Genomic DNA, 24,954 nt, shown 5'->3' with positions numbered 1-24,954 from the left:
ACGTTGCAAAGGCACTCTTCAGACCGCCAACAATAAAAAGCCAATAGCAGGTTTTACATGACAATAGCGACCTCTCCCATAACGGAAACACTAGAAACAGACGTAGTTGTTATTGGCTCTGGCGGGGCAGGTATGACAGCAGCTTGCGTTGCAGCATTGCACGGTATGGACGTCTTGTTGACTGAAAAGACAGAGTACTTTGGCGGCACTACCGCCTGGTCTGGAGGGGGGATCTGGGTACCCGGCAATAGTTTGGCTAAGGCTCAGGGAATAGCAGACGACAAGGCGCTGGCCCGTCAATATATTTGCGATAGTATTGGTGATTCGGTGCGTACTGATCTGGTGGACGCTTTTCTGGAGCAGGCGCCAGCCATGGTGGATTTTTTACGGGCCAATACGGCGGTGGACTTCACCTTGCAGGAAGGTTTCGCTGACTGGCATCCAGAGGTTGCGGGCTTCACGCCCAGCGGTCGGTTGTTGTCGCCGCAGGAATTTAATGGTTTGGTGCTCGGCGAGCACTTTGCCCGTTTGCGGCCACCGCTGCAGGAATTTAACGCGCCCGGTGGTTTTATGGTGGGGCTGGGTGATATGCCTCACATCGCCAATGCCCGTAAGTCGCTCAAATCTTTCTGGTATTTACTCAAACTGTTGCTGCGCTTTGGTGTCGACAAACTGCGTTATGGTCGCAGTACCCGCCTGACGATGGGCAATGCGCTGGCTGCACGCTTGTGTAAAAGTTGTGTTGATGCCGGTGTGAACCTCTGGAATAACGCCCCTATGCGGCAGTTACTCATAGAGGGCGGTGTTGTTCGTGGCGTGATTATTGATCATGGAGGTGAGTTACTGACGGTACGTGCTCGTCGCGGAGTCATCATGGCCACTGGAGGCTTTTCGGCCAACGAAGAAATGCGTCGCGACTATATTCCGTTTGCGGATCAACATGTCTCGCTGGTGCCTGAGGGTAATACCGGCGATGGCATTCAGGCGGGGCTTGACCAGGGTGGTCGCTTTGATGGCGATAATATCAGTAATGCCGGTTGGGTCGTGGTTTCTTTACTGCCGCAGCCCGATGGCAGTTTGCGCAAGTTTCCGCATTTATTTCTCGATCGAGGCAAACCCGGTTGTATTGCTGTCAACCAGCAGGGCCAGCGCTTTGGTAACGAATCTGCCACTAATCTGGTGGAGCCTATGCATCGCACGGGTTCAGTTCCGGCCTATTTGCTATGTGATCATAACTTTATTAAGAAGTATGGGCTGGGACTGGTGCGCCCCGGCGGCATTGGTCTCAACAACATGCTCGAACAGGGTTATCTCGCTCATGCGGAAACACTGGATGATCTGGCCCGGCAATTAGGCATAGATCCCGATGCTTTGGTGTGTACGATTGGGCAGTTCAATACCATGGCGGCCCGGGGTGAGGACACCGATTTTGGTCGTGGCAGTTTTCCTGCGGATGTGTCCATGGGCGATGTCAGTCATACCCCCAATCCTTGCCTGGGACCCATACTGACGCCACCCTTTTATGCCGTTACCATCTTTCCAGGTGACTCCACCACTACCGTAGGGCTGCGTGTTGATGCCAAGGCCCGGGTGCTGGATGCCAATGACAACCCCATTCCTGGTTTACAGGCCATTGGTCTGGATATGAATTCCCTTTGGCGAGGTAAGGCACCAGGCAATGGTGCTAACAACACCTTGAGTTTGACCTTTGGCTATGTGGCGGCGCGAGCACTAGCCGACAGCGAAACCTAGCAGCTTATTTCTGTGTGCATTTCAACGTACGTATAGTGAATGCAGACGCACAGTTAGCAAGTAAAGAAACATAAAAGCAAAACTCGAAAAGAAGTGAGAGACCGATGCGGTGGACAGAATTTATCGAAGGTTGGCAGGTATTGTTGTTGTCGTTGCTGGGCGTGGCCATCAGTATTAATGCCGTGCTGCTTTACGGGTTTGGCGCGTTCATTATTCCGCTGGAGACGGCTTTTGGCTGGGATCGTGGCAGTCAGCAGGTCGCCATCTCATTTCTGTATGGTGGTGCGGTGATAGGTCTACAGGCGGTAGGCTGGCTAAATCTCAGTTTTGGTATCAAAAAGGTCACTATAGCTTCGTTACTGTTGATGGCGTTGGGGTACCTCGCTTGTGCCCATTGGCTTGGGGGTTCGGTATGGAGTCTGTATATCGCTTTTGGTCTGTTGCCCATTATTGGTATGGGAGCGCTGGCCATTACCTGGACCCAGTTGGTGAATTTATGGTTTGTCGAACACCGCGGCTTGGCGCTGGCTATTGCGTTATCGGGTACCGGTATTACCGCGGCGATAGTACCGGGCCTGATGGCTATGGTGATGGAGCACTATCACTGGCAGGCAGCATTTGTATTGCTGGCGGCAATGAATCTGTTGATTATTCCCTTGGTATGGCTCTGGTTTAAATTACCGCAAGCACACGTTAATTCAAGTCACCATTCAGTGTCACAATCACCTGTGCAGCGGGATACTCGCAGTCAGTTGGCCTTGTTGGGTTTGCCATTCAGAGAGGGCTTCGTTACCCGGCGCTTCTGGACGTGTAATCTGGCCATGTGCCTGGTGGTATCGGCGGTGATTGGGATGGTCACCAATACCATGCCAATCCTGCGTGATCGGGGATTAAGTGCTGCCGAAGCCGGATTTATTTTCAGCTTTTTCGGCATGGCATTAATTATTGGACGATTGCTGGTTGGCTTTTTTTTGGATCAGGTTTGGCCTCCGGCGGTGGCGGCAGTCAGTCTGATATTGCCATCCATTGGGTGTGTGTTGTTTTTAAGTGGTACCAACGATGTGGTGATTATGGCTGTGGCTGTCGCGATGGTGGGGGTGGGTACCGGGGCCGAATTTGATATTGCCGCTTACTTGATCGCTCGCTATTTCGGCATGAAGGACTACGGCCGCCTGATGGGTTTTCACCAGGGATTGATTACGGTGGCCTCGGCGGTGGCACCTTTACTGTTTGCTATCCTGTATCAGCGCAGTGGCAGTTACGATTCCATGTTGATCTATTGTGTCGCAGGTACTTTATTGGGGGCGCTATTATTACTGACGCTGGGTAAACCGCCGGAATACCGTGCGGTGCAGTCTGAGTCATTACAGTTGCAGCCTGAACAAGCGACCTGATCGCAGACATTTGTTCAGGGGCAATGGTTATTAACGCTGAAAGGCGCCCATTTAAGCAGGCTTGATAAAAATTCGAGAGCTGAGTTTGCCATCTTGTAAACTGTAAAATTCGATGGTTTCCGTGCTGATACCTCCCGCCACCAAATGATTAATGTGGTGGGCAGCACCTTCATTGCCGATAATAATAGACTCTTTTACTTCGATGCGAATATGGGGCTGTTGTTGCCACATACCTTCCAGCATCAGCCAGGGATCGTGTTTATCCATGCCCACATATTCAATATCCAGACCGGTACTGGCGATGTCTCGGTAGCACTGTAGGAAACCTTGCTTGTCGCCTGCATTCCAGCATTCAATCTGGCGGTGCATAAAATGTTCGATGGAATTATCGGTTGTGCTCATTGCGGCGCTCCTTGTTGTGGGTTTTATGAAAAATTGGACAGGTCTTATGATTAATTGGGTTGCCACCAATGCAGCTGGTGGGTGTTTACCTCTAATTCTTGACGGGCGAGAGTGATGGCGGAGTGAGAACTCTCAGCTGTAAGTCCGCAGCCTAACAGTATTAGTCGCACCAGTTCATCAATGTACGACTCATCAAAGTTCTTTGTGTGCATAAGGCGACGACCGCCTTCCAGCGTGCTGCCAATTACCATGTCGGTAATGGCGGTAAGCGACGTAAAATGTACCAGTCCAGCCTGACGGGCATCGTCAAGGCTGTCTGTAATAATTTCGCGGGCACGGGTGCCCCGCGATAGGTAATCGATATAATCGACCCGGATGGTAAATTCTACCCGACGTGGTTGCATGGCGGCATGGGTTAACGATAACAGTGGACCTGCTGCCAATCGTGCCGCAGGATCGGTCAGCTTGATAAAGACACGTTCATAGGTCTTGATCATGTCTTCGGCCATGGTCTGTCCAAGCTCGCGCAGTACCTCTTCCAGTGATGTGAAGTACTTGTAGAAAGTGCCGCGAGAGACACCTGCTTTGCGGATGACGTCATCTATGACTGGCGGGCGTGTGATTTCGCTCATCAGAAAGACATCCAGTGCGGCAAACAGCAGGCGTTGGCGCATTTTTTCGCGACGTCTTTGGGCTGAACGCTGCCGAGCATCGTCAGTAACCTGAGGTTTTGTATCTGGCATGGTTGAGTGACCTATATTGTATGCTTGAAATACTAAACTGTGTGTTTGAAATACTCATGCCGATGCGTGGCTTGCCAGCAAGAAGTGAAGTGTTTCATTCTGCTGTGCCGCTGATCTCTGCCAGCAATTCCAGGTTGGATTCGAGTCCGAGGATAGCGCGGCCATAAAGCTCCTGCGACAAGCTGCTATTCAGGGCATTGTGGCGGCTGCCGACACTCACATCACGCCACAGGCGTTGCATGGGATTGCTGGTGGCAAAGCTGGAAGGCCCGGCAATATCCATCAGGGTTTCGGTGGCTTTACGTACCAGTTGCATGGCATAGCCGCAGTCGGCTTGCATACGAGCTTTTTCAAAACCGCTCAGGGCGCGAGTGGGGGAGACGTCGTCGACCATACTGGCTGCGCGGCGAATGTGCAGCCACGCCGATTCCAGCTCCATACTGGCGCTGCCAAACTGCTGTACCAACACATTGGCATCAGCTTGGCTGCTGTACTTCCAGCCGATGACTTTGCGCTTGGCCATGGTGTCTTTAACTCTCTCCTGCAATCCACAAGCGGCGCCGATCATGGGCGCCAGTACCGTCAGAGGAAACAATGGTTCCACCGGCCATAGATCGCGGGGTTCCAGCGCCGCCAGCAGTGCCGGGTCATCCGTCTTGCCGCTGCGCAATTTGGAAAACTGAAGGATCATTGTAGCGGGTAACTCCACTTTTTCCGCGATCACGGTGTTGCTGCCGGAGCCACAGACGCCAGCTACTTGCCAAGTATTCTTGATGGTCACCGCCGGATCGCCTTGCAGCGGCATTATCGCAAAGCCAGCGTCGACTACGTTGCCATCGGCATCCAGTACATTAACGCCATTCATGGCCCAGTTCGCGTGCATACAGCCCGAGGCATAACCCCAGCTCCCCGTTACTTCGTAATTGCCCTCTTCATTGGGGGTGGCCGTACCGGTGCGAGCTGCCACACTGCAAACCAGTTCTTTGCCTGTGTTGAAAATCTGACTTGATGTAGCCGGTGGCAGTGACGCCGCAGATGCGGAGACGCTGGACAGCAGGCCAAAGGCCCAGGCTGTACCGGGGCAGGCTTTGGCTAATTCGGCCACGGTCTCTATGTGGGTGATTAACTGGCGTCCGACGCCTCCGGCTCGTTTAGGAAACATCATCTGCAGCAGCCCCGTAGCTTGTAGCGCCTCAAATACGGCAGGCGCTATCTTGCCCTCCGCTTCGGCGGTATCGGCATGCTCCAGTAGCAGAGGACGTAGAGAGGCGGCAACGGCGAGCGGCGTTGCATGGTCGAGCGTCAGTACAGAAGAAAGAACGGTTTTGGGGGATTGAGACGGTGCAGCCTGACCAGTCATAGAAACCTCGTTATTAGTGTGTTGTTTTTTCGGTTTGGGTGTTCTTGGCATGACTTCATAATAGTGACGATAGTGTCACTATTGAAAGGTCTTTGTAGTAATAGCGTTTTACTCCAGTTAAAAAAAGGTAACGAAAAATATTCCATTTAGTATGTTCCCCCGTGAATTTAGTGGGGCGAGCAGGCTTTCAATCAGAACGGTAGGCAGAGCAGAATCCTTACCCACAATGAAATTCTGCCAATAACCAGATATCTGATAACCTCAATGGCTTGCCAATAGTGGGTCGTTTTTCCTCAAAATATACTCTGGCGACGTTTGGGGTTTAAGGTCGCCAACGAATTGTCAGAGGTGGTTCCTGGGTGGTGGGAAATATTTACAATCTCGCCGGCGGCTATGGATTGGTTATCTATCATTGAGTGGTGATATAGAACGGGAGCGCAGTATCTTGTTGCAAAGCTGATTCTGCAGATGAAAGTGAATGTAAGCAGATAATCGAAGTAAGCCTCTGTATTTTATCCGCGATAATTTAATATTGACGCATATGGTAACTGCGCTAAAAGTAAAGTTATTTTCTTTTTATTTCTAATCTATCTAAAGCCAAGCGCTATTATCGTATACTCAGCTTTTACCAATATTTACCTTTCTCGGGTGGTGTTTTATTTTAATAGCTGATAATGTGTCATTTATTGGGTGGACTGGTGTGCACAATGTTTTATCCCAATCCAATAACCTCTGAAAACAATAATACGATGGAGCACTCACAGGATGATTGAAAAAATCGCGCAAACTAATGTGAACCTTGAAGACCAGCTGAGTTATAAAGATCTGTTGCCGCAAGGCATGCCTTACCTGGAAAATAACGGTTTCATGATCATGGGTGAAACTGACGAAGGTGATGAAGTGTCCTTTGTGTCGTGTATTTTTCGAGTAGGTGGTGGCAAGGAGGGGCCTTGGCAGGTCGATGATGAATTTAAGGGGCAGACGACCTTTATGGTGACGCCCAAAGACCATCATGGGAAGGGTATGCAAGATACCAAGTTCGTGGGTAATCGGAGCTGGGCTACGGACGACTGGTCGCGTGCTACTATTGAAAAAACGGACGATGCCGTTATCTGGACGTTAGGCAATCGCAAGCATATTTGTCGCCCGCCTTACTGGGAAATTAAAGGTGAGCACATGGGGGTCGAGTTTGATCTTCTGCTGACCGGCATTGGTGATGCAGCCTATCACAAGGGGCCATATCCCGACCTGGCTAAAAATAATATCGCCGGTTTTGAGCATCCTCTATGCGCTGAAGGTACTCTAAAGTATGAAGGTAAAACGTATACTCTTCGAAAAGACAAGTCCTTTGGTTGCCAGGAAAAGTTCACCCAGCCTGCTTTTGATCTGGCGCAGGTTTTGCGTGGTGAAACATACTATTGGAACTGGTGGGCCAGCGATCGAGTCCGCATCTTTATCTACTCTTACCCACAAATGAACAAGAGTTATAGCCACGTTACCGTTGATGGTGAAGATATCAGCTTTATGGAAAATGGACAAAGCGATATCACAATGGAGGAGCTGGAATACTGGGTCGATCCTCAAACCCGTCTGCGTGTTCCTGTGAAATGGCATTTTAGTATGAAGCATCCCAATGGTAATATTGAGATGGATATAGAAGCGTCTTCCCGTACCTACTACAGCTACCTGACCAAGTCAGGCGCTACCATGCACTATGGTTTGCATTCACACAGTGAAGGGGAAATGAAACTGGCGGATGGTCGCACAATACCACTGACCGATATGCGTACTTATGTTGAGCATGGCTGGACCGCGATACCGCTGATTGCGGATGCCTGTTAAAGCTTCTGTCCCAGATCTTCGGAATTGAAGAAAGGAAAAACGGTGTCGTGATAATTTTCTGCACCGTTTTTTTTGATCAAAAAAATGCTGACTGGCAGTCATTATGTATGACAAAGTTAATTCATGTGCACCCGCGTGTTGTAGTAGCAGACCGTCGACTATAGCACCGCTGTGCATGACGCGCACAATATAGAAAATTAGTTTTTTTTAGCAGGTTTGCCTGTGAAGTCAAGTGAATTTCTCTGATGTTCAGTATAAAAATAAATCCCAATTCGTTAATTTCCCTGTAACAGCTTCCAAGAACTTACGAGGTCATCTATATGCAAGCTTCCACTCTTGCCGAAAAACTATCCTCTGCTATTTTGAATCAACCACAGGGGATGGCATTTGACTTTAAAGGCAAGAGCTATAACTGGAACTATGTCAGCCATTTTGTTGATGCTTTGAAGAGGCGTCTAGACGTCTTGGGTATTGTATCGGGTGAGCGAGTGGGGTTAATCGCCCACACCCGTCCGCATCATGTAGCCTGTCTCTGGGGCCTGTTGATCCACGGTCGGGTAGCATCCATGATTTACGGCTATCAATCCGCTATCAAAATGGCATCTGATATCCGTCAGATGCGTTATCCGCTGATTATCGCCGATGCCCATGATTGGAACCCGGTCACCATCGCCGCAGCCAGGGAGGCGGGGAGTGCAGCCTTGAGTATCAGTGCTGAAGGCGTCCGCTGGGTTGAAGATCTTACCGGTGTAGGTCTAACCACAGACCGCTCCCGGTTACCGGAAGTTGCTGTAGAAACGCTTAGCAGCGGTACAACCGGCACGCCCAAACGAATTCCTCTGTCACTCGCTAACCTTCAGTCCAGTGCCGAAGCGGCTGTCAGCAGTATTCGCAATATGCAAGGTGAAGGCGCATCGTCGCCTATGATTATCGCTTTGCCCTTGGGCAATATCAGTGGAGTATATGCGGTGCTCCCGCCAGCTTTAATGGGTCAATCTCTGGCGTTGTTGGAAAAATTTGATGTGGATGCTTGGCTGACACTGATGGCGCGTTATCAGCCTGCTACTGCCGATATTCCTCCGGCCGCTATGGCGATGCTGTATAAGCGCGGCATCGACCGGAAATCCTTAAACTCTGTCAGGGTTATTCGGACCGGTGCAGCACCGTTGGACGCAAAAGTTCATGCCTATTTTTCCGATACGTTGGGTATTCCGGTCAACCTCAGCTATGGGGCCAGTGAATTCTGCGGCGTTGTTACGACTTGGATGCTGGATGAATTACACACCTTTGGAGCCAGCAAGCGAGGCAGTTGCGGTCGTGCGTTACCAGGAATAAACCTGCGAGTGGTCGATAGAGATACCGGTGTGGTCTTACAGAATAATGAAAGTGGATTGTTAGAGGTACTGACGGCACGAGTGGGGCCAAACTGGATTCGAACATCGGATCTGGTGCACATTGATGACGATGGCTTTATGTGGTTTGAGGGTAGAAATGATAACACCATCTTTAGGGGCGGCTTTAAAGTGGCTCCTGAAGTGGTTGCAGAAATATTGCGCCAACATCCCCACATTGAGGATGCCGGAGTCGTGGGTGTTGGCGATGATCGATTAGGTCAGGTTCCTGTGGCAGCATTGCAGCTTAGCAAAGATGGTTCAAAACCTTCTGACAAAGCTTTGAAAGATTTTTGTCGAGAGCATTTGGCCGCCCACCAAATTCCGGTTGAATTTATCTGGCTTAAAAAGCTGCCTCGGACAACCAGTCTTAAGCTCAGCACTGCTGATCTTAAGGCACAATTGACGGGATTGTTAGAAGAGTCAATTTAGATGCCGGGCATTCTGATTCGGAATAGGTCGTGTTAATGGCCGGATTTGCCAGGCGCTGCCCGTAGGTGTTGTTTGTTTCAGAGATTTTCTTGAAGAGTGCGTTTAAGGGGGAGGCGGGAGCTTTCCAGTCGAGCGTGATTTGACGGTGCGACAATTGCCAATCGGCATTATCCAAAGTTTCAAAAATATCCGTATAGTAGCCGCTATGATCAAGCCCAAAGGGAGACATAACCATAAAGCGGGTGAAACCTTTGGCTGTGGTGGATGTTTCAAAGTCAATTTTGGATGTAGTCAAATGGTGATTTAACTGGAAGCTTTTGGGATCGATACCGGGCAATGACCGTATCAGATCACCGAAGTCAGTAAAAAATTGGCTGATGTCCCATGACCAAAACAGGTAGGATAGTCAGATAAAGGTCGAAAAACAGCATGGTCAGTAAAAACTGAGAGCAGTTCGGGCATATTGCCCCGATCAACTGCGCTGGCGTAGATCGCAAGCGTTTTTTGAATGGCAATGCGACTGAGTCATTCGTGCATATTTTTACCGTGACGTTCACGGCCCTCAAGTGGCGGGGCCGTGAATATGTGCATTAATCAGGAGCTGGATTTTTTGCCGCCTTCAACCATGCTGGCTGCGCCTTGATTGACGATATCCCAGAACTCTTTAGTGGAAGAGCTGACAGTGTGGGTATCAAAATGAGCGTTAATGCTGCCGCGGAACCCCTGGATATCCGCAGTACGATTCAATGAACGCTTGAGCATACGCATGGCATGAGGAGGCGCTTTGGCAATCTGTTCTGCAAATTTAAGGGTGAAGTCTTCCAGTTCTTCACGGTTGACCACATGATTGACCATGCCCCATTCTTTTCCTTCCTGCGCGGAAATTCGACCACCGGTAAACAGTAGTTCTTTAGCTTTACGCAGTCCGAGAACCCATGGGTGTACCAAGGCTTCAACGGCAGCAGCGCCCATAGAGTGTAGAACCGGATCGGAGAAATAGGCATCGTCACTGGCAACGACCAGATCGCAAGAGTTGGCAACCATAAAACCACCTGAAATACAGGCACCACTGACTTGAGCAATAGTCGGCTTCGGGAAATCCCAGATACGCATTGCGTTGCCCAGAAAGTGTTCTTGCTCCCAATCCCAATGCTGTTCTACAGTGTAGTTTCCACGTAATTCAAGCCCATCTACCAGATCGTGTCCGGCTGAAAAGTGCTTGCCAACGCCTCCAATAATCAATACGCGAACATCATTATCTCTTTTGGCGCGGTCGAGGGCATCGTCCAATTCTGCTAATAAGCGGGTTGACTGAGCATTGCCTTTGCTAGGGCGGTTGTGGCAAACCCGCAGGACATGCCCGATTTTTTCATAGGTAATATCATTGTAATCCATAGGTTTGATGCCTCGTAAGTAGTGATTGTGCTAAATGTAAATCTAAGCCCTTAGTGATTTTAACTGGCAGTATATCAGTTAATAAGTTAACACCAGATATATTTGGATGCAATTCTTTCTGTTTCAGCCGATTTACAGTTTTAATCTTGGCAGTCCAGAGAAAGGGGGATTTCAATATTTTAAGACCATACGTGTATGGAATAGAATGTGTTTACTGTCCATGTATGGGTAAAGATAATAAGGTTTATGTTGCCGGTCTTTTATATCTGAAAAACGGTATTAATTAGCGGTTTCTAGCTTTTTATATAAGTTTTTTGGCTTTCATATCTTGTTAGGATGTTTCAACTTAATGCTTTGCTTATTCTTAAAGTATCGATCTCCATGCCTTGGATATATTGTGTGATTTCTTCACGATAGAGCCGAGGATGGGTTACTAGCGGTAATGTGGCTACTGACCTAAATAACAATTCTGATCATTAAGTCTGTTTCTTAATTAAAAGCTGACTATTTGTTTATTATATCTTGCGGGTCGATGTTTTTTCGTACAAAATATTAAAAGTGACGATTAGTCAGTTGTTGTCTGGGGTAAATTCTGTTTTTATAAAAATAAAAATTAAGGGAGTTCCAGCTATGCCCGTTAATACCATATTTTACAAAACGTCTAATAAAATATTTCATAAGACTGCACTCGCGGCAGCTCTGGCAGCATTTACCAGTTTGAGTCATGCTGCCGTGATTGAGGAGGTTATTGTAACTGCACAAAAGCGTGCAGAAAGTCTACAAGATGTACCTATTTCTGTGGATGTTCTTCAAGCAGATGCTTTGAGAGCACGTTCGATCAATAATGCGCAAGACCTGGCTATTGCTACGCCTTCGGTGGTATTCCAGAAAGGCGGGATGCCATTTGCCAACAATTTTGTTATTCGTGGTATCGGTTCCATGGGTATAGAAGGCGGTATTCAACCGAGTGTTTCTTTTGTTGTGGATGGTGTTCCTCTGTCACGAATCAGTGAGTTCTCTGCAGATTTGGGCGACATTGAACGTATTGAAATACTGCGTGGCCCGCAAGGTACTCTTTACGGCCGGAATGCTACCGGTGGTGTGGTTAATATCGTACGTGCAGCACCCACATCCGAGACCGAAGGGTATGTGCAGCAGTCTCTCTCTGATGATGAGGAATATACTACTCGTTTGATGTACAACACAGCGCTGAGTGACAAGATTTATTTGCGGCTGTCTGGAATGTACACCAACCGCGATGATTATATTGAAAACGTGATTGATGGTAATCCTGACTTGGGTGGCGAAGAAACCATGGGAGTGATGGGTAAACTTGCCATCAACTTTAATGATTCGACTGAATTACTGGTAACCGCCGACTATCGTAAAGTACGTTCGTCTGAAGGTGCACAACACGTTGACGCGGTGGAATCTGGTTCTGGCGTCGATCCAGTATCTGGTTTGACCTACGATACGATCGGTGCCATCCGTCTGAGATCGTTGGGGGGCGGTAATGCGGCTCTCGGTCAAGAGGTTGTTGATGACCCCTTTAAAACCAGTCAGGACCATGACCAACAAGCGAATATGGAATCCTATGGTATTAGCTTTGATCTGACCAAAGAGTTTAGTGATGAGCTGACGTTGAAATCCATCACTGCCTATCGTTCCAGCTCTAGTTATTCCTCAATTGATGTTGATAATACCCCAGCCAATGCCACTCAAACTTATGGGCTGGGGTTGGTCGCGATGATTGATACTAACGTTAGTACACGTCCACACGATGAGCTGATCGCTAACGAGATTGAGTATTTCAGTCAAGAGTTACGTTTTGAAGGCAGCACTGATAAGCTCGACTGGATTGCCGGTGCTTATTACAGTCACATGGAAGAAGTAGCGGATAATATTGCTCCAACGTCCTTGTTTAACAACGCCGTCTATCGTGCCGATCCCAAAGAAGCAACGGCGACCTGGAATAGTTATGCTGCGTTTGGTGACGTGACTTTCCATGTGAGTGACACATTTGATATTTTTGCCGGTTTGCGCTGGACTCAGGAAGATATGAATATCAAATACTGGAATCAGGTTTATCAAGTGCCGCTGGCTTTTGTGACTCCGGGGGCTATTGATTTCGGTGTGGAATATACTTACTTGGATTTGTCCGATCCTTCGGTTGCTGCGGTTTTAGCTGGCGGTGGTTTAACAACCACGGAATTTGAGCGGGATGATACTTCTGCAGACTGGAGTGGTCGAGCGGGTTTCTCATGGGATTTTTCAGACAGTGCCCAGCTCTACGCCACGGCTTCTCGCGGCTTTGTGGGTGCCGGCGCTAACATTGGACGTTCCGCGAATGCATCAAATGCAGTGGTTAATCCATCTACTACGACGGCTTATGAAATCGGCTTGAAGTCCCAGTTGTTTAATAACAGCGTTCAATTGAATGGAGCTGTATTTCGGCAGGAAGTGGTCGACTTGCAAACCTCGCGTGTGGTGCCTGGCAGTATTAACACTGAAACATTTAACGCGGGTACTTTGACGACACAAGGTATTGAAGGAAGTTTAGACTGGGCTGCCACTGATATCCTGATGTTATCAGCCAGCGTGTCTTATCTTGATACTGAAATTGATGATCTAATCCAGCCATGTTACCCCGGGCAGACGGCATCTCAAGGTTGTAACGTCGATAATGGTGGTGTGTTTGTACAGGATGTTTCTGGCAGCCAAATGGTACTTGCTCCAGAACTTTCTTATAATGTCCAGGCTCGTATGAATATTCCGTTGGAGTCGGCTCCGTTGAATCTGTTTGCTCAAGTATCATACACCTGGCAAGATGACACTTCCTTGACTCTGGACTATGATCCAGCACTGACGCAAGAGTCATATGGTTTAACAGATGTGAGCCTGGGTATTGAGGATCAGGCTGGGTACTGGAGCGTCATGTTGTTCGGGAAAAATATTACGGATGAATATTTTGCAAGCTCACTGTCAGCCTCTAATGGTTATGCCGGTCAGGGCCGTGTTCAGAGTCGGACTACCCGTGGTGCTCAGGCTTACTGGGGAGTGACTGCAAAATATAATTTTTAATATAATCGTGTCAGTATACTAAAGAAAAACCGCCGATTCCGGCGGTTTTTTTATGATGGTGTAAACTGATTTTTTGGATAAAGCGGAAGAAAGAATTTATATAAAGCCATGTACTTTTAAATGGCTTTTAAAGTTTTGTGAATGGTATTGTATTCGGTAATAGGTAGTGGAGATACACGTATGCCTTGCATCACAGACTGAATTCAGCAAGTCCATTGGTAAGAACAACGGTATCTGTCTCCAACACCTTAACTCTGAAGGCAACTTGACCTGGGGCTTCTTCCCAGATTTCCGTACGAAGCGTGTCTCCAGGCATGACCGGCGACGCAAAACGTAAATTCAAGGTTTTCAAGCGATTCGGGTCATTGTTGCAAACGGCCTTGAGGATAGCTCGACCCGCAATACCAAAACTGCACAGCCCGTGCAAAATAGGGCGGTCAAATCCACCCATGGCAGCAAACTTGGGGTCAATATGCAATGGGTTAGAATCACCACTAAGGCGGTAAATGGCAGCCTGTTCTTCACGAGTAATAAAATCTATGTATGTATCAGGATCTCTCTCTGGCAGAGGATGTGGTTTGGGTTGGCCTTCAGATGGCCCACCACAACCGCCATTACCGCGTAAAAATACACCGGACGTTGTGGTGGCCAGTAATTCATTACTTTCGTCATCATAAATCTTTCGGCTCAGCATCATGACTGAGCCCTTTTCAACTCCTTTGTCATAAATTTCCTCGACAAAACTAACACCGCGAACTCGACCGTGAGATGGCAGAGGCTTGTGAATGGTCAGATATTGCTCGCCATGCAGAAGCTTGGTTAGATCAATCCCGGTAGCGGGATCTGCTACCCACATAGGCCCGGTAGCGAGCACAACGGCCATTGTTGGAAAAGCCTTGAGATTCATTTCGTAGATAAAAGGCAGGTCTTCACTTGGATTTCCTGCTCCTGCCGCGATACCTAACGCATAAAGTATGGTGTCGTTGGCGGAATAGCTTTGTATGTCTTCCGGTATTGGCCAATTTTTTATTTTTTCATATTCGAAAGCCATGGGATCTCCCGTTTATTGTTCTGAGTAAATGTTGATGTATTAAATAGGTCCGCTGTTCATTTAAGGTAGGCTAACTCGATTGCGCGTTCGATGGAATGCACTCGATCAGCAACAGGAAGTAAAAATACACTCCCTGTTATCGTGTTTACTCACCTGGACTTATAATCTATTGGGTCAGTACAGAGACGACACAAGCACCACCTAAGCCAATGTTGTGTTGTAATGCTACTCTGGCATTCGGTACCTGGCGATCGCCGGCGGTGCCCCGCAGTTGCCAGGTGAGTTCTGTAATTTGGGCAAGTCCAGTGGCACCCAACGGATGACCTTTGGAGAGAAGGCCACCGGAAGGATTCGTCACTATTCGGCCACCAAAGGTGTTATCACCGTCGGCCACGAATTTTTCAGCACCACCTTCAGAGCACAGTCCCAACGCCTCATAACTGATGACCTCATTGGTAGAAAAGCAATCATGCAGCTCTACTAAATTAACATCTTCCGGGCCAACTCCGGCTTGCTCAAATGCCGCTTGAGCTGTGCGACGAGTTACTCCGGCACCGATGGCATTGATCATACTGCCACTCTCAAAAGAGTCAGGGCCATCGGTCTGCAAAGAAATACCTGCTATACGAATCGTATTTTTTAGATTGCGCTTTTTGGCGTAGTTTTCAGACACGACAACCACGGCTGCGCCACCACACGTGGGGGGACAGCACATCAAGCGAGTTAGAGGACCGTAGATGCTTGGTGCACCCATGACATCTTCGAGCGTTAGCGGCGTTGTAAACAAAGAATAGGGGTTTTGTGCGGCGTGTTTTCGGGCTTTTACAGAAATCTTTCCGAACAGATCGGCACTGGCGTTGTATTTTTCGAGATACTCTTTACCTGCGCCGCCAAAATACATCGCAGCTTGCATCACGTTACTATCCCATCCCTGGATGCTTTCTACCGCGGCATCCAAACGGGTTGTTGTGGCCTTTCGATCAGAAGTATCACTGGCAAGAGCACCACTGGGCATTTGTTCGAAACCAACGGCGAGAGCAACATCAACGGCACCACTGCGAACAGCTTGCTGTGCTAAAAATAGTGCTGTTGAGCCGGAAGCACAGGCATTATTGACATTGATGATTGGGATTCCGGTGAGTCCTACATTATAAAGAGCGGTCTGACCCGAGCAGGTGTCACCAAACACAAACCCTGCAAATGCCTGCTGGACATCCTGATAAGGAATGCCTGCATCGAGAAGGGCATTTCTGGCAGCAGTGGCTCCGAGAACATCATATTCTTCACTTTTTCCGGGCTTGGTAAATTTTACCATGTTGACCCCGGCAATTAGAGCGTTACTACTCATGATTTTTCCTCTTCAGATAGGCTTATTCAGCCTATAAAATAATATCGGTAAGGTATCTGTCGTTCTAACAACCTTTAAACGTTGGCGACCGCTTATCAAAAAAAGCACTTAAGGCTTCTTTAAAATCGTCTGTGTCTGCGTTGTTTGCAAAGCTCTCACCTTCATCATCAAGCTGTGATTGCAGGCTGGAATCGAGGCTTTTTCGAACCAGACGTTTGATCGATGCCAATGCTTGAGGGGCGGATGCCGCCAGTTGTTGTGCCAAACTTTCGGTTTCGGTTTGCAGTTTATCGACCGCAACGACCCAATTCACCATGCCTAATCTGAGTGCTTCGTCAGCATTGATATTATTGGACAACAGCAAAATTTCCATGGCTTTATGGATGCCAACCAACCGCGGAAGAGTCCATGTGCCTGAACAATCGGGATTGTTGGCGACACGGATATAGGCCGAGTTAATGATGGTGTTATCGGCCGCAATAACCAGGTCTGAGATCATTGCCAAACTCATTCCTGCGCCTGCAACAGCTCCGTGAATTGAAGCAATAACAGGTTGCGGCGCTTCTGACAGGGCTGCAATCGCGGCATGAATAGGGTCTATCAGTGTGCGTGCAGCTTCACCTGCATTTTCACCGGCAGCCTGAAAGTAGGAGAGGTCGCCACCAGCGAGAAATGCTCGTCCTTCCCCGCTGAGGACAATTACCCTGACCGATGGTATGTCTTTAATCTCATTGACAATCGACAGTAGGGCTTTGGCAGTATCCACATTAAGTGCGTTCAGGCAGTCTGGCCTGTTAAAGCGAATATGGGCAATGTGGTTGTCTACAGAAAACACAACCGGGCCATCAACGCGCTTGCCACTGTTTGTGACCCCTGAGATTGAACTGTTGTTATCCGTCATAAGAAACTACTTTGCAAAATCCATAATTGTCAGTGTTGGAGCATCTAAAAATATTTTGTCTTCTGCCGCTGCAATGCTTTGTGCGTCGATTTCCGGGTTTTCGCCAGGTCCCCGGATGCCATCAGCGCTAACAAATTTTAACTCGCGGATACTTTGCCCTGACGCAAACAGGCAATGTCCCGTGCGATTGCCTGACAAATTGCTGACCATATAAAGAACGGTTTCAGCCACATGCTTAGGGTCAAGCAGCTGGCGCTGTTCGTCGTTCATGAGTGGAGCGGTTAATGCCGAAGTAGCCGCCGGAGCGAGAGTCCATACGCGGATTCCAGATTTTTCGCCTTCAATGGCCATAACGTTTGACAAGCCCAGTACACCGGCTTTAGCTGCCGCATAGTTTAATTGGCCAAAGTTTCCAATTAGCCCGGATGTGGACGCTGTATTAACAATTACGCCGCCTCCATTTTCTTTCATCCAGGCGAATACGGGTTGCGCAACATTGAACATTCCTTTTAGATTAACAGTCAGTACCGAATCCCAGTCTTCTTCTGTCAATTTTAAAAAGCTTTTGTCACGCAATATTCCGGCATTGTTTATTAGAATGTCCGCACTGCCAAAACACTCAAGAGCAGTTTTCAGGAGTGACTTTCCTCCTTCAGCTGTCGATATGTCTCCGGTATGGGCTACTGCTTTGCCACCAGTGGCCTGAATGCTCTGTGCCAGTACCTCGGCCAGATACTGACCCTCGGTATTTTTACCGATATCATTAATCACAACTGCTGCGCCATTGTCAGCCAGCAAGCGTGCGTAAGCTGCCCCCAACCCTTGGCCGGCGCCGGTGATGAGTGCAACTTTATTTTCTAATAAGGACATACTTTCTAAGGGCATGGTTTCGGTCTCTTTGGTCTGTGATTAAAGACAGGCGTCATTGCACCTGTCATGTTGATTTATGGATGTGAAAACGTGTTATCGAAACTTTCGATTCAAACAGCATTACTCTCTCACCGCCTGTAATAATTTTTGTAACGTATCGACAAGCTCTAAGGGGTGGTCCAGCATTAAATGGTGGTAAGCGTTATCCAATTTCACTAACTGATTCGCATTAGGAAGAAGCTGAAAAATGCGCTGAGCCCGGCCATTTCCAGCAACAATACTTCGCTCACCATAGACATAATCGATTTTTGTCTGAACATTTTCCAGCAGGGCAGGACCATTCTTTTCTTCGAAGTTGGTGAGCGCGGGATCAAATTTCCAATGCCAGCCAGCGTGACTGTGTCTGACGGAATGGTAGGCAATATGGTGCAGTAATATATCTGATACTTCAGGTTGAGGAGGATCAAGTCGGAAACGATCAATTGCCTGTTCCCTTGAAGGATGTTTTTTTGTCTGCAATAAGGGTGCGATAACCGGTAACTGATCGCTATCGGGAAAATTAACATAAGTGTCAACGATAATGGCATGTCCAATTCGTTCTGGTGCTTGAGCGCAGACTTTTAAAACCTGTGATCCACCAAAGCTATGACCAATTAAGGTGGGTGCGGTTAGCGAAAAATGATCGATAAATGCAAGGATATCTTCTGCGAACCGAAAGGGGCCATAGCTATCACGATGGTCACTGTCCCCCATGCCTGATAAGTCAATGGCCGCGATACGATAGGTATCCAGGAAGAAGGGAGCCAAAAAGCTCCACCAATGGGCATGACCGCGAAATCCGTGAATCAGAATAATTGCCGGACGGCTTTGATCGTCCCACTCCCACCCCAAATAATGTATTGAAGCGCCATCTATAAAAACCTGGCCAGACAGGCCAGCGCACGCCAAGTTGTTCCGTATCCACGCAGGAGCTTTGTGAGATAAGGTGTAATGGCTTTTTTGCTTTAGCAAGTTTGTGGCTGGCTCCATGGTGAGCTTTCCTGGCGGCGTATGGGTTATGTTATTTTCCTGATAGTAAAACTAATATATCATCAGTTATTGGGGTGGGCAAGCCGCTAGTTTGCAGGGGTGGGTTTGCGATGGACAATTTGCGAGAAGGGTGACGGGGCAGGCATCAAGCGATCGTTAAAGGCGGTTTTATGGAGGGTCGTTGCAGGGATGATAGGGTGGGTCAATCCGCTCGGGTGCCTGGAGCCCGGTATTGGATTGGTAGCGTGAGCTGAATAGGAGTCAGGTTGATACTCAGTACTGAGGCTCCATTGATCGCAATCTTTCATCGAGAATCCACAGGCCGATATTGATTAAATATTTTTGAAAATCGGGTTCGTAGATCTTCTCCGGATAGAATTCCAGCGCATTAAAGAATTGGCTTTGCATGCCCTGTAACAAGAAGGTGACGGCTTCCCGGGCTCTATCGGCCGTGACATCGGGATGAGTCTTTAGCACTAAAGGCACAAAGTGATCATCCACAAAGTTTATAAGCCCGTAGTTTTCCCCGTAGATTTTACCAATATCAAAATACGCGCTATAACGAGTGTGGAACGATAAGTGTAAAGATTTCAGTCGATCATGAAGGGCAACGCTGCAGTTAATCATTTTTTCTAATAATGACTCAAGTGTCACTTCTGGGCGACTATCGAGGAAGAGTAAGCGGAAAGCACTATCCTCTATGGCTGCGTGGCATTCGCGTTGATAAAGTTCGGCAACGATCGCGTCAAGATTGGGAAAATATTGATAGATAGAACCCTTTCCCGCTCCGGAAACATGCTCCAGTAGCGGTAAGGTGAGTGCTTCCTCGCCATATTCGGTCAGTATTCTCAAGCAGGCATCCAAAATCGAAGAGACCATATGTTGAGAGCGGCCTTGTTTGGGCACTTTTCGAGGTTGAGGCGGGGGGGTTTGTTGAAGCATCGGAATCGGTCCCAAACGACTTACTCAAAATACCCAAAATGCGACCCGAAAGTGGTTTTCTTTCCAGTCTTGTCAGCAATAATGGGTGGCAGAAATCCAATCATAAATAAAAAAGGTGTCGATACACTATGCAAAATCATCTTCGAAATCAATTATTTATCAACGGCCAGTGGCTGGATAGTGCTAACTTGCAATGTCAGACAGTGATTAATCCTGCCGATGAATCGGTTCTCTGCGAAGCGCCGCTGGCGGGTGACCGCGAAACTGAGCTGGCACTACAGGCGGCTCGTCAGGCGTTTGATGAAGGCGAGTGGTCAAAATTATCTCGTCACCACCGGATAGAGTATTTGCGTGGGTTTCACCGTTATTTAATTTCACAGCGTGAACGAATTATTGAGTTGATTGTCACTGAATGTGGTGCAACACAAATGGTTGCTGCGGTTATGCATTTTGATATGAGTATGAAGCATGCCAGCCAATTACTCGAGGATGCGTTACAACTTGTGCCGGAACCTGTGCCATTGGAAGTATCGCCTGCGATGGATGGCTCCACGGTTCTGGGGGGCGCGCAGCTGGTGTATGAGCCCGTTGGGGTGGTGGCGGCAATTACAGCCTACAATTTCCCATTTTTCCTGAATGTCGTCAAAGTCTTTCACGCCCTTGTAACGGGCAATACAGTTATTTTAAAGCCTTCCCCTTACACGCCACTACAGGCGTTTATATTGGGTGAAGCTGCAGTTGCTTGTGAGCTGCCCGAAGGTGTTTTGAATATTCTCAATGGTGACTTGCTGGTAGGAGAGCGACTCACCACCGATGTACGTGTTGATCTTGTCAGCTTTACCGGTTCGGATGCCGTTGGCTCGAAAATTATGACTCAGGCAGCACCTTCTCTCAAGCGACTGCACATGGAACTCGGCGGAAAGTCCGCGCTGATCATTCGAAACGATGCGGATTTACTGAAAGCAGCAGAAGCTGGTTTGATGAGCTTTACGTTTCAGGCGGGACAGGGCTGTGCTTTAACTACTCGTCATTTGGTGCATAACGATGTCAGGGCTCAATACGTAGAACTACTGCGGCAAATGTCATCATTTATTAAAGTGGGTAACCCTCTGCAAGCGGATGTCACCATGGGGCCTCTGATTCGTGCGGCGGCAAGGGAGCGGGTAGAGCAGTATATTGCATCTGGAGTTGACGCTGGCGCCAAGCTGGTTTTTGGTGGAGACCGCCCACCAGGGGTAAATACTGGTTTTTATGTTAATCCAACGTTATTTGATGATGTTGACAATCAATCAGTGATCGCACAGGAAGAAATTTTTGGTCCGGTGGGCGTGGTTATTGGTTTCGATAGCGATGAAGAGGCTCTGTGCCTGGCGAATGAATCCAATTATGGCCTGGGCGGCATGATTTTTTCCAAAGATACGGGTCAAGCATACCGTATGGCGTTGCAAGTGCGTACTGGGAATATTGCCATTAATGGTGGCGCTGGCACCATGCTGTCGGCAGCTCCGTTTGGGGGTTATAAGCGTTCAGGGTTTGGCCGGGAGCTGGGACGTCACGGACTTCTGGATTTTTGTCAGGTTAAAAATATCAGCTATCACGCAGGGTAAACCATAGGCCGCCGACCAGATGCAAAGTATTCTGATCGGCGGCCGATTTATCAACTTCTGAGTGCGTCTTCGAGTATCATTCCAGCGGCATGACGGGCAACTGCCATCGTCGGTGCATTGGTATTGCCAGAGGGCAGGCGAGGGAAAATTGAGGTGTCAACAACTCGCAACCCCGTCACTCCGCGAACGTTTGTGCGTGTATCCACCACCGAATCAGAATCACCTCCCATACGGCAGGTGCCTGACACATGGTAGGCCGTCATGCCGTTTCTCTGATAGAAATCCAGTAACTCTTCATCAGTCTCGACGTTTTTTCCTGGACTCAGTTCTTGTTCGATATAAGGTGCGAGAGATGGTTGTTGTGAAATATTTCTGATTTTCCGAAGCATGGCGACGGCAGTTTTTTGATCTTTGTCCGTTTGCAGGAAGTTGGCGACAATCAGCGGCGCTGTGTCAGGATCGGCTGACTGTAGAGACAAGCTACCTCTTGAGGTTGGGTGCATTGGGTAGCCGCCAATGGTTATGCCAGGGAGTTTTTCAGGAGCCGGAGGGTATTTGTTTTGAGCCAGGGAATAAAGGCCGACACCTAATTGACAATCAGAGCGTTCGGCCTCCGATCGACTGGAAGTATAGGCAATAATTTCCTGTGCAGCGTGGCTCATTGGGCCATTACGAAACAACAAGTAACGGAGTATGCTTTTTATTAACCCCAGGCCCTGAAACGCGGAATTTAAACTGCCATCCCGAACACGGTACTGAGTTTGGATAAAATAATGTTCTTGGAGATTGCGCCCGACCTCGGGTGCATGATGAATCGAAGGAAGGTTCAGCGATTGCAATTGCTCGGAATCACCAACTCCAGAGAGCAACAGTAATTTAGGAGACTCAATGGCCCCGGCGGAAAGAATGATATCTCGTTGGCAGTCTAAGCGCTTTAAGGTACCTTTGTGTTTAACTTCTACAGCAACAGCTCGTTTTTTGTCAAATACGATACGCTGAGCCTGGCTGCTGTGAATCACGGTTAAATTCTTACGCTGCATCGCTGGCTTCAGGAATGCGGTTGCAGCACTGCAACGTTTTCCGCCGCTAATAGTACGAGGCTGATAGCCCGCACCACCATCCAGATTGGTATCCTCGGTAGTTTTAATGCCAGTGTCTGCCATTGCCTGAAGTGTCGCATCACCCAGCTGACGAACTGGCAGTCCGCTACCGTCCTTTGGGTGAGTGGTGATACGCAACGGGCCTTTGTCGCCGCGAGCAGGGTTGGCGCCGAGTTCGTGCTGTTCGTGAGCAATAAAGTGCGGTAGTAAGTTCTGCCAATTCCAGCCTTCGCATCCCAGGGTTTCCCATTCATCGTAATCAGATGGAAAACCTCGAGCATACACCATGCCATTAATGCTGCTCGACCCGCCTAGAACCCGGCCTTTTAACCAGGTTTCTTGATTGGAGTCGCTGCTTTCGTTGAAGTGGGGAAAGCCTTTATGTATTTGATACTGCCAAACATAACGGCTATCAGGCTGCAGAATTTTTCCAATTCCTCGAGGCATGTCGAGTAAAAAGTTTTTGTCTTCAGGGCCGCTTTCAAGCAGTAATACCTGATACTTTCCGTCGTGGGTCAGTGCGTCTGCCAACACGCAACCAGCAGATCCTGCTCCGACGATAATGTAGTCGTAAACCATTATGAGACCTTTGTTATAACTTTTGTGGAGGATAGAGAAAAGTTACACAAGGGATGGGGTATCTTCAACGAATAGAGAGTCGCATTTTGATTTTCTCGCTCAGGGAGGTTGATCGATCTTTGTCAAAGATAGCGTTTTATCTCTGTTGACGTGGCGGTTAGCCCCCCATTTGTTGCCGTAAAACTTTTTTGTCAATTTTACCCGTTGGCATTTTGGGAATGTCGGTGACCGAAATCACAGAGCGAGGCTTTTTATAGCTGGCAATCATAGTTTTTACATGATCGATAATGTCTTCTTCAGACGCTTCCATTCCCGGCTTAAATACCACTACCGCACATACCGTTTCACCCCATTTGTCATCAGCTTGACCAATTACCGCACACTCGATAATGGCGGGGTGAGTGAGTACAGCATCCTCAACTTCGCGGGAATAGATGTTTTCACCGCCCGAGATAATGACATCTTTTTTTCGATCGACCAGGTATAACATGCCATCTTCGTCGATAATCCCCACATCACCGGAATGGCACCAGCCGTCGCGAAAGGTCTCCAAAGTGGCGGGGTGATTATTCCAGTAGCCGCGAGCCATAGCGACTGACTGGACAATAATTTCGCCAGCAGTTCCGGTTGGGCAGTCGCTACCGTTATCATCAACAATGCGAATTCGGGTGTTGGGAAAGGGTTGTCCAACAGAGGTTAGCCAGTGTTTTTCCTTCTCGCTACCCTCTGGTCTGTGTTGTTCGCGCAGCAGTCCAGAACTGAACACTTCAGTCTGGCCATATAAGTTGACAAAGACGTTACCCAGCATGGACATACCACGTTTAAGCAGCGGCAGTGGCATGGCCGCTGCGGAATAAACCAGGGTGTGTAAACTGGAGAAATCAGTATCCGTTACGGCAGGGTGGTCAAGCATCATTTGAACCAATGTCGGTGCCAGATGAAGTATGGTGATGCCGTCATTGGTGACGCTCTTGAGTAGTTCAGTTGGGTCAAACTGACGATGAAGCACAACACAACCGCCACGAAAGTGGACGCCCATCTGCATCGCCAAAGCGCCAATATGGAATAATGGCATCACCAGCAAAATTCTATCGCAGGGGCCAGATCGGGTTTCCACAGACATGCATTGGGCTGAGACCCTCATTTCCCGCTGTCCGAGTATGCAGCCTTTAGGTTTTCCCGTGGTGCCGCTGGTGTATATTAAGCAGGCAATATCTTCTTCTTTGGCCTGAAAGGATGACCCTTCATCTTGACCGGTTTCGATAAAAACTTCGTAATCAATGGCCCAGTCTGTGCTTCCACCGATACACACATAGCGCTCAACGCTGGATAGCTGTGATCGAAGCTGTTCAATGACGGGTAGGTACTGAAATTCAAAGAACAAAATCTGCGGTGAGCTATCATTAATGATATAAGCTATTTCAGGTGGCGCCAGACGAAAGTTGACCGTAGATACAATCAATCCGCTCCAGTGGCCAGCGGCCATGACTTCGGCAAAAGGCAGTGAGTTCATCGATAGAATGCTGATGCGATCCTGACGACGCAGGCCTTGTTGCTCAATGGCGGAGGCCAGTTTTTTGGCCCGCTGTAGTAATCGCCCGTGAGTCAGGATTTGATTGTCCATGATGAAGGCAGGCTGGTCACCAAAGCGGTTGGCATTATCTTCCAGCGTATCCCCGAGGGTCAGGGGCAGATGGCTTCGCATGAGGCTACTCCAAGGTAGATTTATTATATT

The 24,954-nt window shown here is 48.4% G+C and carries 19 protein-coding genes; 6 read left to right on the top strand and 13 right to left on the bottom strand.

All coding sequences use genetic code 11. The features are described from left to right. Positions 1-57 precede the first annotated feature (57 nt). Positions 58-1,752 carry an FAD-dependent oxidoreductase gene (locus G8770_RS14085; protein ID WP_167187945.1) on the top strand — a complete coding sequence of 565 codons (1,695 nt, stop codon included), beginning with the start codon at positions 58-60 and terminating at the stop codon, positions 1,750-1,752. Between the two features lie 104 nt (positions 1,753-1,856). Then, on the top strand, positions 1,857-3,146 hold the full coding sequence (locus G8770_RS14080; protein WP_167187943.1) for an MFS transporter: 1,290 nt from the start codon (positions 1,857-1,859) through the stop codon (positions 3,144-3,146). Between the two features lie 51 nt (positions 3,147-3,197). Here the strand turns inward: G8770_RS14080 and G8770_RS14075 are convergent, their stop codons facing one another. From G8770_RS14075 to G8770_RS14065, 3 genes are all read right to left on the bottom strand, one after another. Then, on the bottom strand, positions 3,198-3,548 hold the full coding sequence (locus G8770_RS14075) for a nuclear transport factor 2 family protein (RefSeq protein ID WP_167187941.1): 351 nt from the start codon (positions 3,546-3,548) through the stop codon (positions 3,198-3,200). 50 nt (positions 3,549-3,598) lie between these two features. Next, on the bottom strand, positions 3,599-4,291 hold the full coding sequence (locus G8770_RS14070) for a TetR/AcrR family transcriptional regulator (protein ID WP_167187940.1): 693 nt from the start codon (positions 4,289-4,291) through the stop codon (positions 3,599-3,601). Positions 4,292-4,385: 94 nt separating this feature from the next. Continuing rightward, complete coding sequence (locus G8770_RS14065; RefSeq protein ID WP_167187938.1) at positions 4,386-5,651, bottom strand: acyl-CoA dehydrogenase family protein; 1,266 nt, start codon at positions 5,649-5,651, stop codon at positions 4,386-4,388. Between the two features lie 765 nt (positions 5,652-6,416). Here G8770_RS14065 and G8770_RS14060 point away from each other — a divergent pair. After that, entirely contained in the window at positions 6,417-7,493 is a 1,077-nt protein-coding gene (locus G8770_RS14060) for a lipocalin family protein (RefSeq protein ID WP_167187936.1), read from the top strand. A 320-nt stretch (positions 7,494-7,813) separates the two neighbouring features. Further along, entirely contained in the window at positions 7,814-9,316 is a 1,503-nt protein-coding gene (locus G8770_RS14055; RefSeq protein WP_167187934.1) for a class I adenylate-forming enzyme family protein, read from the top strand. Here G8770_RS14055 and G8770_RS14050 read toward each other — a convergent pair. Both G8770_RS14050 and G8770_RS14045 read right to left on the bottom strand, forming a co-directional pair. Continuing rightward, complete coding sequence (locus tag G8770_RS14050; RefSeq protein ID WP_167187931.1) at positions 9,276-9,653, bottom strand: hypothetical protein; 378 nt, start codon at positions 9,651-9,653, stop codon at positions 9,276-9,278. The genes G8770_RS14055 and G8770_RS14050 overlap by 41 nt on opposite strands. Positions 9,654-9,910: 257 nt before the next feature. Further along, on the bottom strand, positions 9,911-10,711 hold the full coding sequence (locus tag G8770_RS14045; RefSeq protein ID WP_167187928.1) for an enoyl-CoA hydratase: 801 nt from the start codon (positions 10,709-10,711) through the stop codon (positions 9,911-9,913). Positions 10,712-11,341: 630 nt separating this feature from the next. Between G8770_RS14045 and G8770_RS14040 the strand changes: the two genes are divergently transcribed. Next, a complete protein-coding gene (locus G8770_RS14040; RefSeq protein WP_167187926.1) occupies positions 11,342-13,792 on the top strand; it encodes a TonB-dependent receptor in 2,451 nt (816 codons plus the stop codon). 190 nt (positions 13,793-13,982) lie between these two features. Here the strand turns inward: G8770_RS14040 and G8770_RS14035 are convergent, their stop codons facing one another. The 6 genes from G8770_RS14035 to G8770_RS14010 form a co-directional block, all read right to left on the bottom strand. Continuing rightward, a complete protein-coding gene (locus G8770_RS14035) occupies positions 13,983-14,843 on the bottom strand; it encodes a MaoC/PaaZ C-terminal domain-containing protein (RefSeq protein WP_167187924.1) in 861 nt (286 codons plus the stop codon). A gap of 166 nt (positions 14,844-15,009) precedes the next feature. Then, positions 15,010-16,191, bottom strand: a complete 1,182-nt coding sequence (locus tag G8770_RS14030; protein WP_167187921.1) for a lipid-transfer protein — start codon at positions 16,189-16,191, stop codon at positions 15,010-15,012. Positions 16,192-16,255: 64 nt separating this feature from the next. Next, complete coding sequence (locus G8770_RS14025; RefSeq protein WP_167187918.1) at positions 16,256-17,092, bottom strand: enoyl-CoA hydratase/isomerase family protein; 837 nt, start codon at positions 17,090-17,092, stop codon at positions 16,256-16,258. A gap of 6 nt (positions 17,093-17,098) precedes the next feature. After that, entirely contained in the window at positions 17,099-17,977 is an 879-nt protein-coding gene (locus G8770_RS14020; protein ID WP_208022267.1) for an SDR family NAD(P)-dependent oxidoreductase, read from the bottom strand. A 105-nt stretch (positions 17,978-18,082) separates the two neighbouring features. Next, positions 18,083-18,991, bottom strand: a complete 909-nt coding sequence (locus G8770_RS14015) for an alpha/beta fold hydrolase (RefSeq protein ID WP_167187915.1) — start codon at positions 18,989-18,991, stop codon at positions 18,083-18,085. A 273-nt stretch (positions 18,992-19,264) separates the two neighbouring features. Next, positions 19,265-19,933 carry a TetR/AcrR family transcriptional regulator gene (locus G8770_RS14010; protein ID WP_167187912.1) on the bottom strand — a complete coding sequence of 223 codons (669 nt, stop codon included), beginning with the start codon at positions 19,931-19,933 and terminating at the stop codon, positions 19,265-19,267. 128 nt (positions 19,934-20,061) lie between these two features. On the opposite strand from G8770_RS14010, the gene G8770_RS14005 reads away from it, so the two are divergent. Then, positions 20,062-21,540, top strand: a complete 1,479-nt coding sequence (locus G8770_RS14005) for an aldehyde dehydrogenase family protein (protein ID WP_167187911.1) — start codon at positions 20,062-20,064, stop codon at positions 21,538-21,540. A 50-nt stretch (positions 21,541-21,590) separates the two neighbouring features. On the opposite strand, the gene G8770_RS14000 is transcribed toward G8770_RS14005, so the two are convergent. Together G8770_RS14000 and G8770_RS13995 are read right to left on the bottom strand one after the other, a co-directional pair. Beyond that, positions 21,591-23,219 (bottom strand): GMC family oxidoreductase, encoded by a 1,629-nt coding sequence (locus tag G8770_RS14000; protein ID WP_167187908.1) that lies wholly within the window; start codon positions 23,217-23,219, stop codon positions 21,591-21,593. A gap of 157 nt (positions 23,220-23,376) precedes the next feature. After that, positions 23,377-24,924 carry a class I adenylate-forming enzyme family protein gene (locus tag G8770_RS13995; RefSeq protein WP_167187905.1) on the bottom strand — a complete coding sequence of 516 codons (1,548 nt, stop codon included), beginning with the start codon at positions 24,922-24,924 and terminating at the stop codon, positions 23,377-23,379. Positions 24,925-24,954: the final 30 nt, after the last annotated feature.

Origin of the sequence: Pseudomaricurvus hydrocarbonicus (assembly GCF_011602365.1) — a bacterium.
In the GTDB taxonomy this organism is placed as follows: domain Bacteria; phylum Pseudomonadota; class Gammaproteobacteria; order Pseudomonadales; family Cellvibrionaceae; genus Pseudomaricurvus; species Pseudomaricurvus hydrocarbonicus.
This window is presented reverse-complemented; position numbering and strand designations above follow the sequence as displayed.

Excerpts from the sequence above, each read along its gene's own strand:
- G8770_RS14085 (WP_167187945.1), top strand. The coding sequence starts at position 58 with ATGACAATAGCGACCTCTCCCATAACGGAAACACTAGAAACAGACGTA.
- G8770_RS14080 (WP_167187943.1), top strand. The coding sequence starts at position 1,857 with ATGCGGTGGACAGAATTTATCGAAGGTTGGCAGGTATTGTTGTTGTCG.
- G8770_RS14075 (WP_167187941.1), bottom strand. The coding sequence starts at position 3,548 with ATGAGCACAACCGATAATTCCATCGAACATTTTATGCACCGCCAGATT.
- G8770_RS14070 (WP_167187940.1), bottom strand. The coding sequence starts at position 4,291 with ATGCCAGATACAAAACCTCAGGTTACTGACGATGCTCGGCAGCGTTCA.
- G8770_RS14065 (WP_167187938.1), bottom strand. The coding sequence starts at position 5,651 with ATGACTGGTCAGGCTGCACCGTCTCAATCCCCCAAAACCGTTCTTTCT.
- G8770_RS14060 (WP_167187936.1), top strand. The coding sequence starts at position 6,417 with ATGATTGAAAAAATCGCGCAAACTAATGTGAACCTTGAAGACCAGCTG.
- G8770_RS14055 (WP_167187934.1), top strand. The coding sequence starts at position 7,814 with ATGCAAGCTTCCACTCTTGCCGAAAAACTATCCTCTGCTATTTTGAAT.
- G8770_RS14045 (WP_167187928.1), bottom strand. The coding sequence starts at position 10,711 with ATGGATTACAATGATATTACCTATGAAAAAATCGGGCATGTCCTGCGG.
- G8770_RS14040 (WP_167187926.1), top strand. The coding sequence starts at position 11,342 with ATGCCCGTTAATACCATATTTTACAAAACGTCTAATAAAATATTTCAT.
- G8770_RS14035 (WP_167187924.1), bottom strand. The coding sequence starts at position 14,843 with ATGGCTTTCGAATATGAAAAAATAAAAAATTGGCCAATACCGGAAGAC.
- G8770_RS14030 (WP_167187921.1), bottom strand. The coding sequence starts at position 16,191 with ATGAGTAGTAACGCTCTAATTGCCGGGGTCAACATGGTAAAATTTACC.
- G8770_RS14025 (WP_167187918.1), bottom strand. The coding sequence starts at position 17,092 with ATGACGGATAACAACAGTTCAATCTCAGGGGTCACAAACAGTGGCAAG.
- G8770_RS14020 (WP_208022267.1), bottom strand. The coding sequence starts at position 17,977 with ATGCCCTTAGAAAGTATGTCCTTATTAGAAAATAAAGTTGCACTCATC.
- G8770_RS14015 (WP_167187915.1), bottom strand. The coding sequence starts at position 18,991 with ATGGAGCCAGCCACAAACTTGCTAAAGCAAAAAAGCCATTACACCTTA.
- G8770_RS14010 (WP_167187912.1), bottom strand. The coding sequence starts at position 19,933 with ATGCTTCAACAAACCCCCCCGCCTCAACCTCGAAAAGTGCCCAAACAA.
- G8770_RS14005 (WP_167187911.1), top strand. The coding sequence starts at position 20,062 with ATGCAAAATCATCTTCGAAATCAATTATTTATCAACGGCCAGTGGCTG.
- G8770_RS14000 (WP_167187908.1), bottom strand. The coding sequence starts at position 23,219 with ATGGTTTACGACTACATTATCGTCGGAGCAGGATCTGCTGGTTGCGTG.
- G8770_RS13995 (WP_167187905.1), bottom strand. The coding sequence starts at position 24,924 with ATGCGAAGCCATCTGCCCCTGACCCTCGGGGATACGCTGGAAGATAAT.